Genomic DNA, 13,328 nt, shown 5'->3' with positions numbered 1-13,328 from the left:
GGGTGGGCGTCGGCGGCGTCGTGCCGCCGCTGCTCGACGGGGACAGTGCGCGGATCTCGGCGAGGCCCACGTTCTGCGTCCCGCCACGCACCGACGTCACCGTGAACCGCACCCACGTGACAGTGCGGGCCGCGAACGTGATCCGCTGCACCGCACCACCGTTCTCCAGCGCGGGGACCGGCACGCTCGAGCCGTCCGAGAACGTCAGCGTCCCGCCCAGCACCTGGTCCACCGTGTTCGGCCGGTCAGCGAGGTCGACCGCGCCCAACACCGTCGCCCCCGCCCAACCGAGCTGGATCCACGTACCGGCACGACCCGACGGCGCGACCCACTCCGCCGTCGGGGCATCGGGGTACCCGCTCACCACACCGTCGACCGCCTTCACGGCCGTCTGGCCGTCAGCCGGGTTCTCCGCACTCGCCGTCACCGAAGCCGAAGCCGTCACGTCCCTGTCGGTGGGGGTGGGGTCCGTCGGATCCGTGGGGTCCGTCGGCACCGGCGAGCCGACGGTGTACTGCCGGCTCAGCCACGAGGTCTCCGGTCGCGCGGAGCAGGCCTGCCACGACGCGCAGGTCTCACTGTCGTGGGCGGCGTAGGTGAAGAACGCGTCGGCCTTCGCCTCGGTCTGTGCCGTCGTCAGGTTCGCCGGACGGTCGGCGATCGGGTACCCCAGGTACCCGGTGAAGTGGTGCGCGCCGGTGTACTGCCGCTGCACCTGGTCGGTCAGGTACGCGACCGTGTGGTGGTCGCTGTGGTCGCCGTCGCCGTACTCGCCCTCGTGGTCGAGGGTGTGGATGTCGGTCGGTGCGAAGTCCTGCACGATCCCCTGCAGCGTCGCCCGCAGCTGCGCGAGCGTGTACGCGGCGCTGTGCGGGGCGTCGGCGACGGTGTGCAGGGTGTCCATGTCGCCCGTGTACAGGCGCTGGAGGCTCTCGTAGCCGTTCGCCCAGAAGCCGTTGCCCTCGACGTTGCCGTCCGGCAGGTCCATGAAGACCAGGCTGATCCGCGGGTCGGCGACGAGGGTCTCGGTGTGCAGGGACCGTCCGGCGACCGTCGTGGAGCCGGTCGTCGACGCCGGGGCGACGCCCGCGATGCTCGCGTAGGCAGCCATCAGCCCGACCTGGCGTTCCTGCCAGTACCAATCGGGCCTGCCGGCGTCACCGGCGGTGATGATCACGGAACGCACGCAGCGCCCCGCGGCGATGTCCTTGCGCAGGTCCGTGCCCTGGAAGAGCAGGTCGTCATCGGGGTGGGCGACGACGTTGAGCACCCGGCCGACGTTGCAGTCCGCACTGGCCTCGGCGGGCTGGACGGCCAGGTTCGGCGCGACCAGCACGGCGAGCACCGTGGCGACGACGCCCGCGACGGACGCGGCGGTGACCCGTCGCGTCCGTCGCGGTCTGTCGGATCTCGGTTCAGTCGGTCGCATGCCGCAGGCCCTCGGTCGTCAGCTCGTACATCGCGGTCGTCCCCGACGACCAGACGCGCTCCCAGTACGGCGAGGACGCCATGGCGGCGGCGAGCTCCTGGTAGTCGGCGTCGCTCTGGTAGCCGTACCGCTCGTCGTAGGCGCCGAAGGGCTCCGCGACCAGGGCGTAGTAGCCGGTGGCCGCCCAGTTCTCGACCAGCTCCCGCGTCACGTCGGACAGGTCGGCCTCGGCGTCGTAGCCGCCGGTCGGGTCCGGGTAGGGGCCGAGCGCTTCGCGGGACAGGTAGCCCACGTCGAAGTACCGTGCGCCGGTGTTGCTCGGCACGGCGTTGGCCGACCCGGTGAGCAGCATCACGGAACCCGCGGGGGCCGTGCGGTCGTAGTACTGCGTCGCCGCGGACTGGCTCCGGGTCATCACGCGGTTCCAGTCGAGCGAGGTCTGCCCGAACGCACCGATCCCGACGAGCGCCGTGACCGCCGCTCCGGCCACCGCGAACCGCACCGCGGACGGACGCATCCCCCGTCGTACGACCGCCCCGACCGGCGCGAACCGACCGGAGGGCATCGGGAGCGCCGCCGCCAGGATCGCGATCCACGGCGTCGCGAAGAGCACGACGCGGAAGATGCCCTCCTGGCCGTAGTTCGTGGCGACGAGCAGTGAGATCGGGCTCGCGGCGGTGGCGAGGAGCGCCCAGTGCGTCCGGTCGCGCCGCATCAGCACGGTCACGAGGGCGATGAGTCCGAGCACCACGAGGGCGGCCGCCGGGATGTCGAACGCCAGGCGCGTGACGAGCGGCTTCGGCAGGACGGTCATGTCGTGCGCGGGCGGCTGCACGTTGTCGAGCACGCGTCCGACCGCCGCGAGCGACAGGAACCGCTCGAGGATGTCCCCGTTCAGCGCGGCGAAGACCACCGCCGGCACGAGGACCACGACGGGCAGCCACCAGGGGCGGAGCATCCGGAACACGATGAGCGTGACGAGTGCGGCGACCGTCAGGTACGGCGAGATCTGGTGCGTCACGGCGAGCACGACGGCGATGAGGGTGATCGCGATGATCCGCGAGAGCCCCACCCGGCGTGCCCGCGGCTTCGCTGCCACGGAGCCGTCAGCGGTGGTGACGGCCGCGTCGCGCAGCGGTCCGGTGGCGAGCACGAGGATCACGATCGACATCAGGATGCCGGTCGACTGCGGCGAGAAGTACGTGGTGTTGAGCGAACCGGTCATCGCGGTCAGCAGCGCTGCGATCCACGGCCGACGGGTGCCGGGCAGCCAGTGCGCCGCCAGGACCCCGACCGCGATGGTCGTGCTGAACGCGAGCAGGACCGGCACCCATGCGGCGATGAGGATCGTGTTGCCGATGCCCCCGACGTCGGCGACCCATGCCGCCCCGGCGAACAGGCCGGACCAGGTCTGGAAGATGTCGGCGGACGGGTTGGTCCCACCGAACTGGCGGATGTACTCGACGACACCGATGTGCCGCGCGGCGGCGGTCACGGTGGGCACGCCGTACGTGATCGCCTGGGCGAGCTGCACGACACCGCCGAGCACGACGACGGGCACGGCGAGCCCACGGCCGCGCACCAGGGCGATGACCGTCGCAGCGACGACGAGTGCGAGCCCGACGACCAGGCCGGGGCCGAGCGAACCGAACAGTCCGGCGGGCACCGGGTCCCCCGTGTGCGTGAGCGCGGCGACGACCACGACGACGAGCCCGCCGAGCGAGAGCGCCGTCACGGTGGCGGACGTGCTCCACCGGGGCTGCGCGGTCGCGCGCTGCACCAGGCCGTCACGACGGAGCTCCGCCAGGTCACGCTGCACGGCGACGGCGAGGGCCGCCGCGGTGAGCACGACGACACCGACGAAGGGAATCGTCGGCGCCCAGATGTGGAAGGTCGCCATGGTGTAGCCGATGCCGATCGTGCCGACGAGCGACCCGGTGACGGCGAGGACGGAGAACCGTACGAGCGACATCGGTCGGACGAGCAGCATCGGAGCGACCCCGAGCAGGGCGAACAGGAAGACCCCGACGGCGCTCGCACGCAGTGTGGGCAGCTCGAAGACGCTGCCGGCGGCGGCCAGCACGAGCGTCAGCACGACGATCGCGGCGGCGCCGAGCCGGACCTCCGGCCCCATCGCCCCACCCGGGGTCGGTCGTGCCGGGCCCGCGGCGTCGAGGCCGCGCCGGAGCTGGTGACGACCGTGCGCCGTGCGGTCGATCGTCCCCGCGCCGCCCAGGCGTTCGCGGAGCGCCAGGACCGGTGCGGTGAGCACCGAACGCCGCTCGACGCGACGCAGCCGGCGCTTCGTCGCGGCGAACTCCGCGTCCACGGCATCGACGGCATCGACGTCGCGAGCGGTGCCGGCCCCGGAGCCGTTCGCCTGCGCGACGTCGGCAGCGTCGTCGCCCTGCTCGAGGCCGAGACGCGCGAAGGCGCTGATGGCCTCCGGCGCCGCGTCCACCCAGGCGGTCAGCGTGTCGCGGTCGAGTGCGTTCTTGGTCATCCAGGCTCCGAGTCCGTGGCCGTGCGCGGCAGCGGCGGCGCGGAGTGACGCGACGTCGTCCGCCGAGCGCTGCCACGCGATCGCGGCCGGTTCGACGGCGATCGCGGATCCGGCGAACAGCAGTCGTGTGAAGAGGTCGAGGTCGTCGCCGCCGCCGACGCGGGTGCCGGGTCCGAAGGCGGTGTCGAACCCGCCGATCCGGAGCGCGGTCGCGCGGTGCACGGCGAGGTTCGCGCCGGATCCGTAGGCCGAGGCGGCGAAGGGGTGCAGCGGGACGTCGTCGACCGGGTCGTCGAGCCGGAACACCCGGCGGCGGACGATCCGCCCGCCGGGGGTGCGGTCGTCGTGCCAGCGCTGCGCCGGCGTCCGGAGCTCGGCGCTCGGCACGAGCCCGGTGACGCAGGCCACGTCGGGGTCCGACGCGAAGGCGCGGGCGATCGCGGCGATCCAGTCGCCGTCCACGACGGCGCCCTCGTCCACGAACGCGACGACGTCGCCGGTCGCGACGAGCAGGCCGGCGTTCCGCCCGGCGGCGAGGCCGCCCTCGGGCGCGGGGATGGTGGTGACGCGGCGTCCGTCGATCTCGACGCTCGCCACACCGCCGTCGTCCGCGCCGTGCGAGACGACGACGACGTCGAAGTCGGGGTGCCCGTTCGCGAGCACCGAGCGCATGGTCGTGCCGGCGGCGCCGTCCGTGCAGAGCACCACGGTGACGGACGGCAGCACCAGACCTGCTGCCGGCCGTCGCTCGGGTGCCGGCATCGGCCGGATCGCGCGCTGCAGGGCGCGCACGTCGATCGTGCCGCCGATGCGGCGACGTTCGGTGATGTCCGCCTCGACGAAGCCGAGCGGCTCGCCGTGGTCGCGGACGAGCAGGCGGGCGCGGCGGTACCCGGCGGCGCCCTCGAGTGCGACCACGTCGCGGTGGCTGGAGGCGTGCACGTCGGTCCGGTCGACCTCGCCGACCCAGAGCGCACCGTCCCAGGTGGGGACCAGCGGCCCGGTCACGACCGGCGAGATGACCATCGCCAGGGTCGCGCGGGTCACGGTGTCCCCACCGCCTGCGGCACGGGGGCGGTGGTGGAGGGGGTCCGCACGACGACGGTGCCGAGCACCCGGCCGACGGCGTACCCCGCGACCGTCGAGACCACGGAGAGCGCGATCGCGTACGCCCGCAGAGCTCCGCCGCGCCCGACCGCGCGCAGTTCGCGGAGGACCGCGCCCGGGATCACCCGGGTCAGGTAGGTCGACTCGCTGGCGAGTGAGTCGCCGGTGCCGACCCGACGGCTCAGCACGGCCTTCGAGATGCCCTCGTAGTAGCTGCGGCGGCGCAGGTAGCGCAGCGTCACGCGGTCCGGCGACACCCGGTGCGAGACGTTCGAACGCGGTTCGTGCCGGATCCGGGCACCGGGACGGGCCTGGGCGATGCGGATGCAGAGTTCGGTCTCCTCGCAGCCGAGCGGCTGGTTGCCGACGCGGCCGATGCCGGAGCGGAAGCCACCGGCGAGCAGGATCGCGTCGCGCCGGAACGCCATGCTCGACCCGATGACGTTGCGGACGTCGCCCGGCGTCTCGGGGAGCCCGCGGTACGAGCACCCGACGATCCAGAGCAGTTCGTCGGCGTACGGGCCTGGGCCGGTCGCGGTCGGCCAGGACGGCGTGGCACGACCGCCGACACCGACGACGTCGGGGTCCTCGAGCGCGGTGAGCATGTGCCCGAGCCAGTCGGGGTCCGCGGTGGCGTCGTCGTCCAGGAACGCGACGACGTCGGCGTCGGTCAGGTCGACACCGGTGTTGCGGGCCCCGGAGAGGCCGCGGTCCTCGGTGTTCGGGACGACCCGGAGCTCGGGCCAGCGAGCGGCGGCGCGCAGCAGCAGCTCGGGCTCGTGGTCGATGACGACGACGACCTCGGGTCCCTCCGGCTGGCGCTTCGCCGACTCGACGCTGTCCTGCAGGTCGCCCCAGCGCTGCTGGGTGTAGGCGCAGATGACGACCGCGACGGTCGTCACGCGACGTCCTCCTCGAGGGCGACGACGGACGACCCGACGACAGCCCCCGTGGCGACGACGGACGCAGCGACAGGGGTCGCGACGGACGCGGCAACCGGGGTCGCGACGGACGCGGCAACCGGGGTCGCGACGGACGCGCCAATCGGCCCAGCGGCGACGGGCGCAGCAGCCGGCGCGGCCAGCTGCTCGGCCGGCGGCACGACGCTCATGGCTGCACGACGCACCTCGGAGCGGCCGATCGCGGCACGACGACGCTCGTGCATGATCGACTTCAGCACGCGGATGCCGTCGGTCACGGCGTTCAGGTTGCTGGAGCCGTGCACGCGGAGCTTCTCGTGGCTCGGGACCTCGGTGATCGCGAGCTCGGCGGCCGACCAGCGGCAGGTGAGCACGGTCTCGATCTCGAACCCGTCACCCCACAGCATCGAGCCGTCGGCCGGCTTCGCGATCTCGGACGACAGCAGGCCGATCTCCGGCAGCACGTCGGCCCAGAAGGCGTTGTAGCCGTAGCAGAGGTCGCTGTAGCGGGTGCCGAGGATGATGTTGCACAGCATGTTCAGGCCACGGTTGCCGAGGTTCCGGACGATCGTGATGTCGTCGCTGCCGCCACCGAGCGAGTAGCGGGTGCCCTTCGCGACGTCGGCACCCTCGACGAGTGCCTGCACGAAGCGCGGGATCTCGTCGGGGTCGGCGGAGCAGTCGGCGTCGAACATGACGACGACGTCGCCGGTGACGGCCTCGAAGCCGCAGGCCAGGGCGTTGCCCTTGCCCTTGCGCGTCTGGTGCACGACGCGGATGTCGGGCATGACGCGCTGCGCGGTGGCGATGGTGTCGTCGACGGAGTTGCCGTCCACCAGGATCACCTCGTACACGGGCGGGAGCTTCGGGAGGATGATCTCGAGGTTTCGGGCCTCGTTCCGCGCCGGGATGACGACGGAGACCCTCGGGTCTGCAGGGCGGACGGTACGTACGGGCATGGCGCGGTCCTGTCGGGTCAGGGTTGCTGTCGGGTTGTGCTCGTGGATGAGCTGCGCGTCCTCGGGAGACGCGGCGACGACGAGGGCACGTCGTCGGGTCGAGCTGCGGACGCGGGTACTGCGCCGCCGGGATCGCAGGTGAGTGGGTACTCTCCCCCGCGGTTCCAACCATCGCCGCGGCCAGCGGGAGGGTCAATGCGCGGTGCGGTCCCTTGCGGACACCCGGGTGCGGATACGGAAACCCGCAACACCGCGCGGCCACGTGCCGTGGACGCACCGGGAGACGGACGGGAGGCCCGTGGCGGACGCGCACCGCGCCTCCCGTCCGCCGTGTGGTCGCGACCACCACACGCGGCGCGCAGAAGACGTCGCCTCCGGTGCACGGAGGCGACGTCCCCTGCCCACCGGACGCCCGCGACCGGTTTCAGCCCTGCGCCGCGTCCTCCGTCGCGAAGGCTGCACGCAGCGCGGTCGCGAGCTCGGCGACGTGCGGTTCCCGCAGCAGCGACGTGTGCTCGCTCGCGATCCGCACCATCTCGGTTGGCCCGCGCAGCAGGGCGGACCACCCGGCGGCGTCCGGGTTGGCGTCGGCGAGGACGTAGGTGGCGCGCCCGTGGAACGGTGTCGGGTGGTGGCGCCTGGTGACGATCTCGGCCTGGTCGAAGAAGGCGTCGAAGTCCTTCTGCCCGCCGTGCCGCAGCACGCCGGCGGTGTACGCGCGGAGCCGCTTGACGAACAGCGCCCCGTACGGCACACCGGCGGGCAGGACCCGCTTGACGGCACGGTCGAGCCCTCGCTGCACGGCCCGGACGGCGGTGTTCGGCTGCTCGCGCGGCGCCATCCGGCCGAAGTGCAGTCGGGCCTGTTCGGACTTCGTGCGGGGCAGGTAGGTGTCGAGCAGGACGAGGTGCTCCACCTGCTCGCCGTTCTCGGTGAGGAGCCGGGCGATCTCGAGCGCGACCAGTCCACCGAGCGAGTGCCCGACGAGCAGGTAGGGGCCGCGGGGCTGCACGATGCGCATCAGGGCGAGGTACCGGCGCGCGCTCCGCTCGATGTTCCAGTCCGGCATCCCCCGGCGCTCGAGCGCGTGCTGCTGGAACGCGTACAGGTCGTGCGCGGGCAGGTGCCGCGAGAGCGGCAGGAACGTCAGGGCCAGGGCCCCACCGCCAGCGAAGCAGAACACCGGCGGACGGCCGGCCTCGCGCGCCTCCGACACCTTCACGACGTCGGGGTGGCTCGGCAGCGCACTCGTCCCGCTCCGCACCCGACGGGCGAAGGCGCGGAGCGTGGGGTGCTCGAGCACGTCCGAGGAGCGCAGGTCGACACCGAGCCGGTCCTGCACGACGGCGAGCATCTCCTCGGCGGACAGCGAGTCGCCGCCGAGCGCGGAGAAGTCCTCGTCCAGGTGCACGCCCCGCAGACCGAGCACCTCGGCCCAGATCTGCCCGACGACGAGTTCCCACTGGTCGTACTCGCCCTCGACCATCTCCGTCTCGACGCTCGGTGCGCCCGGGAGCTCCGCCCGGTCCACCTTGCCCCGCTCGTTCCGCGGCAGTTCGGTCATCGGCACGATGGACGCCGGCACCATGTACTCGGGCAGCCGGTCCCGCAGGGCTCGTCGGAGCGCCCCCGGTGCGGGGGTGCGGTGTCCCGGCCGGCCGACGACGTACGCGACCAGCCGGGTGCCCGAGCCGGGGTCGACCTGTGCCGTGACGACCGCGTCGAGCACCTCGGGGACCGCCCGGAGCGCCGCCTCGACCTCGCTCGGTTCGACCAGGTACCCGCGGACCTTCACGGCGTCGTCGGAGCGGCCGAGCAGCACGAGCCGGCCGTCCGGGTCGACGCGTGCCAGGTCGCCCTGCCGCCAGCTCGGGGTCCCGGCGGGGATGCCGGCTGCGGCCTCGGCCTCGCCGGTGCGTCCCGCTCGTTCCGCGGTCTTCTCCGGCGCGCCCCAGTACCCGGCGGTCAGGGCGTCGGAGACGACGACGAGCTCGCCGGTCTCCCCCGGGTCGGCGTGACTGCCGTCCTCACGCAGCACGAGCACCGTCTTGCCGGGCAGCGGCCACCCGGCCGGCACGACCCCCTCCGGGACGGGCTCCCCGGGGGCGACCGGGCAGTAGGCGACGCACGCGGTCTCGCTCGAGCCGAAGGCGTTGAGCAGGAGTGTGTCCGGGCCCAGGTGGGGTCGGGCCGCTGCGAGGTCGGCACCGGTCACGGACTCACCCGTGGTCATCAGGAAGCGCAGCCCGCCGAGCACCGGCGCGGTCCCGGCGGCCGTCCCGTGCGACCCGGGCGCACTCTGCGACCCGACGATCGAGCGCAGCAGGTGCGGGGTGCAGACGAGCACCGTCACGGCTTCGTCGCGGAACCGGCCGAGCAGCCGTTCGACACCGAGGTCACGCGGCTCGAGCAGCACGATGGTGCCGCCGCAGAGCAGGGTGTCGAACGAGAACAGGAGCCCGGCCGCGAACGACAGCGGCAGGACGACACCGAGCCGGTCGCCGGGGCCGAGGCCGAGCGCGACCGCGTCCTGCTCGGCGTTGGCGATCTGCTGCCGGTGCGTCAGGACCACGCCCTTCGGCATGCCGGTCGAGCCGGAGGTGAAGACGATCGCGAAGGGGTCCCGCCCGCCGGGGCGCACGCCCACGGTGCCCGCCGACGGGGCCGCGCCGGGTTCGCCAGCGTCCAGCAGCTCGCCGAGTGCGTGCACCCGGCCGTCCCGCTCCGCGACGACGGCTGCGGCCAGCGCCGCACGTTCGGTGTCTGCCACGATCTCGTCCACGCCGGCGAGCCGGGCCACGTGCGCCAGGCGCGCCGCCGGCAGGTGGTCGTCGAGCACCACCACGGTCCGACCGGCCCGCACCAGCGCGAGGATCCCGACGACCGCTTCGGACGACTGTCCAGCCATCAGCCCGACCGGCTTCGACGCCCCGCCCGGGGTCTCGCCGACCCCGGCCCCGCTGTGGTCGTCGGGACGCAGCGCCGACGCCAGCGCCGCAGCGAGCGCGCGCGACGCCCGGTCGGCCTCGGCGTACGTGTACGGGCGGCCGTTCCCCGCGAGCGCGGCAGCGTCACCCCGCAGCGCCACCACGCGGTCCCAACGATCCAGCACGGAGTGGTCGTCCGCCGCGTGGACGGCTGCAGGGTGGTTCCACGGGTCGACGGTCGTCAGCGGATCGGCGGAGGTCACGATGACACCTCGGGTGCTCGGCAGCGGACCGTCACGACTCCCGCGACGGTCTTCCGACCGTAGGACCGCGTCCGTCGCGCACGCGAGCGGACGCCGGCCCGGTGCGGTGAACCGCAACCCGGCCTGGAGGCGCGGCGCACGTCCGCCACGGACGGTACGCCTCTGGAACGAACGGCCCACCGCGGTGGGGGCCGTCCGCCCGTCGGCGCCGGCATCGTGCGGTTCCGCGCAAGCTCCGAACGGGCCGTGACGGGGCCGTGGGTCCGCCCTGCATCCATGACCAGGCGCGGAAACGAGAACAGCCCCCGGGAGATCCCGGGGGCTGTTCATCGAGTGCTGGGGTACCTGGACTCGAACCAAGAACGACGGTACCAGAAACCGCTGTGTTGCCAATTACACCATACCCCAAAAGGCTTGTCAGCCTTCTGGCCCGGTCACCCGGGGCACGATCAACTACTGTACAGCATCCCAGAGGTCCGCAAGACCACCCACGAGGTCTCGGTGCACGGCGGCGGCGGTCACGGCTCCGTGGCCGGCGGCGACGATGAGCTGCTCCGGCCCGGGAGGCGTGACGTCTCCCACGGCGTAGAGCCCCGGGACGGACGTCCGGCCCGCCCGGTCGACCACGAGGAGCCCCTGCGCGTCGCGCTGGAGGTTCTGGAGCGGGTCGGGCGTGTCGCCGTCGGAGGCGGTCCCCGCGGCGCTCGTCGTGCCGGACGTCGTCATGCCAGACGTCGTCGGGCCGGACGTCGTCGTGCCGGACGTCGTCGTGCCCGACGCGCTCGTCGTGTGCAGCCAGTCGAGGTCGGCGTGCCAGACCGGTCGGACGAACCCGCCGGTCCGCGGCTCGACGTGGCCGTCGGCGAGCCGGACCCCGGTCATGCCGCTCCGGTCACCCTCGAGGTCCTCGACCACCCGCTCGTCCACGACGACCCCCGCGTCCGACAGGCGCGCACGGCCGGCGTCGTCGAGCGGCGCGATCCCGTTCGTGTAGACGATCAGGTCGTCCGTCCAGGCGGCGATGAGCAGCGCCCGGTCGACGACGTCGTCGGTCTCGCAGATGAACGCGAGCGGCTGCCCGGCCTTGTCGTAGGCATCGCACTCCACGCAGCTGTGCACCGCCGTGCCGTAGAAGGCGCGGAGCATCGGCAGCACCGGGAACTCCTCGCGCAGGCCGGTCGCGACGACGACGGTCCGGGCACGGGCGTCGAGTTCGGTCCCACGCCACGTACCGTGCACGAGCCAGGTGCCGTCGTTGCGGTCCGGCTCCACGAGGTCGACGACCGACTGCACGACCGTGGCTTCGGGGTACCCCTCGACCTCCAGGCGCCCGAGCTTCCGGAGCTCGAGCGGCGAGATGCCGTCACGCGTCAAGAACCCGTGCGACCGCAGGGTCGCGGCGTTCCGGGGTCGGTTCGCGTCGACGAGCAGCACGGTCCGCTTCGCCCGGACGAGGTTGAGCGCAGCGCTCAGCCCGGCGGGACCGGCGCCGATGACCGCCACGTCGTGCACGACCGGGACAGCGTGCTCCGTGCTGCTCACGGTCGGTCAGCGCGCCGCGAGGGCGCGGAGCCGGGTCAGGGTGGACTCCTTGCCCAGGATCTCCATCGACTCGAACAGCGGCGGGCTGATCCGGCGTCCGGACACGGCGACGCGGAGCGGACCGAAGGCCACGCGGGGCTTCAGGCCGAGCTCGTCGATGAGGGCGGCACGGAGCGCGCCCTCGACCGACTCGGTGGTCCAGTCCTCGACGCCCTCGAGCGCGGCGATCCCCGCGGTCAGGACCGTCGCCGTGTCGCCCTTGAGCGAGGCCAGTGCGTCGTCCTCGACCACCAGGTCGGCGTCCGCGGTGAACAGGAAGCCGAGCATCGACGGAGCCTCGCCGAGGAGCTGCATGCGCTCCTGCACGAGCGGAGCGGCCTTCGTCAGGACCTCGAGCTGCTCCGGGGTCGCCGGGTCACCGATGAACTCGGACAGGTACGGCAGCAGCCGCGACCGGAAGTCCTCCGGCGCGAGCAGGCGGATGTGGTCCCCGTTGATCGCCTCGGCCTTCTTGTGGTCGAAGCGGGCCGGGTTCGGGTTCACGTCGGTGACGTCGAACGCGGCGACCATCTCGTCGATCGAGAACACGTCGCGGTCCGGACCGATCGACCAGCCGAGCAGCGCCAGGTAGTTGACGAGCCCCTCCGGGATCATGCCGGCGGCACGGTGGTGGAACAGGTTCGACTCGGGGTCACGCTTCGAGAGCTTCTTGTTGCCCTCCCCCATCACGTAGGGCAGGTGCCCGAACACGGGGATGGACGGGGCGAGCCCGATCTCGTACAGCGCCTCGTACAGGGCGATCTGACGCGGGGTCGAGGACAGCAGGTCCTCGCCACGGAGCACGTGCGTGATGCCCATCAGGGCGTCGTCGACCGGGTTCGTGAACGTGTACAACGGCGTGCCGTTCGGGCGGACCACGACGAAGTCCGGGAACGTGCCCTGCTTGAACGTGATCTCACCACGCACCAGGTCGTCGAAGCTCAGGTCGCGGTCGGGCACCCGCAGGCGCAGAGCCGGCTCACGGCCCTCGTCGCGGAAGGCCTGGCGCTCGGCGTCGGTCAGGTCGCGCTCGTGGTTGTCGTAGCCCTGCTTCGGGTCACGACCGGCGGCCCTGTTGCGGGCTTCCATCTCGTCCGGGGTGACGAAGGACTCATAGATGTGCCCGGACGCCTTGAGCTTCGCGATCACCTCGTCGTAGATCGCCGTGCGCTCGGACTGCCGGTACGGTCCGTGCTCACCGCCGGCGTCGACGCCCTCGTCCCAGTCGAGCCGGAGCCAGCGCAGCGCGTCGAGGATCTGCGCGTACGACTCCTCGCTGTCGCGAGCGGCGTCGGTGTCCTCGATGCGGAACACGAGCTTGCCGCCGGTGTGGCGGGCGTAGGCCCAGTTGAAGAGCGCGGTCCGGATGAGCCCCACGTGCGGGGTCCCCGTCGGACTCGGGCAGAAGCGGACGCGGATGTCGGAGCCGGAGGCGGTGGTGAATGGCGCAGTCATGACCCGACAACCCTACCGCGGAGGCTGTCCCTCCAACCTGCCCTGTAGATGGGCCGCAAACGCAGAAAACCCCTGACCACGAATGGTCAGGGGTTCCCTGGTGTTTCTACGTTAAGTCCGGCGGCGTCCTACTCTCCCACAAGGTCCCCCTTGCAGTACCATCGGCGCTGAGAGGCTTAGCTTC

The 13,328-nt window shown here is 72.7% G+C and carries 7 protein-coding genes, 1 tRNA gene and 1 rRNA gene; all 9 read right to left on the bottom strand.

Annotated features, from left to right (window positions below; translation table 11 throughout):
- Positions 1 to 1,336 (bottom strand): DUF7402 domain-containing protein (locus tag KK097_RS17255; protein ID WP_214545575.1); only part of this gene is annotated, 1,336 nt, incomplete at its 3' end.
- 79 nt (positions 1,337 to 1,415) lie between these two features.
- Positions 1,416 to 4,979, bottom strand: coding sequence for a glycosyltransferase (locus KK097_RS17250; protein WP_214545574.1), 3,564 nt, complete (start codon positions 4,977 to 4,979; stop codon positions 1,416 to 1,418).
- Entirely contained in the window at positions 4,976 to 5,941 is a 966-nt protein-coding gene (locus tag KK097_RS17245) for a glycosyltransferase family 2 protein (RefSeq protein WP_214545573.1), read from the bottom strand. The genes KK097_RS17250 and KK097_RS17245 overlap by 4 nt, the downstream gene beginning before the upstream one ends.
- Positions 5,938 to 6,918: a glycosyltransferase family 2 protein gene (locus tag KK097_RS17240; RefSeq protein WP_250896886.1), complete on the bottom strand. Its 981-nt coding sequence runs from the start codon at positions 6,916 to 6,918 to the stop codon at positions 5,938 to 5,940. Before KK097_RS17240 ends, KK097_RS17245 begins: the two co-directional genes overlap by 4 nt.
- Positions 6,919 to 7,342: 424 nt before the next feature.
- The gene (locus KK097_RS17235) at positions 7,343 to 10,108 is read right to left on the bottom strand and encodes an AMP-binding protein (RefSeq protein ID WP_214545572.1); all 2,766 of its coding nucleotides are present in this window, start codon (positions 10,106 to 10,108) and stop codon (positions 7,343 to 7,345) included.
- 336 nt (positions 10,109 to 10,444) lie between these two features.
- Positions 10,445 to 10,516 (bottom strand) — tRNA-Gln (locus KK097_RS17230).
- Between the two features lie 45 nt (positions 10,517 to 10,561).
- Positions 10,562 to 11,650, bottom strand: a complete 1,089-nt coding sequence (locus KK097_RS18800) for an NAD(P)/FAD-dependent oxidoreductase (RefSeq protein WP_214545571.1) — start codon at positions 11,648 to 11,650, stop codon at positions 10,562 to 10,564.
- A 6-nt stretch (positions 11,651 to 11,656) separates the two neighbouring features.
- Entirely contained in the window at positions 11,657 to 13,144 is a 1,488-nt protein-coding gene (gene gltX / locus KK097_RS17220) for a glutamate--tRNA ligase (protein ID WP_214545570.1), read from the bottom strand.
- A gap of 115 nt (positions 13,145 to 13,259) precedes the next feature.
- Positions 13,260 to 13,328, bottom strand: a 5S ribosomal RNA gene (gene rrf, locus KK097_RS18880); the annotation flags it as partial.

The organism is Curtobacterium flaccumfaciens (assembly GCF_018598405.1).
Lineage (GTDB): Bacteria > Actinomycetota > Actinomycetes > Actinomycetales > Microbacteriaceae > Curtobacterium > Curtobacterium aurantiacum.
This window is presented reverse-complemented; position numbering and strand designations above follow the sequence as displayed.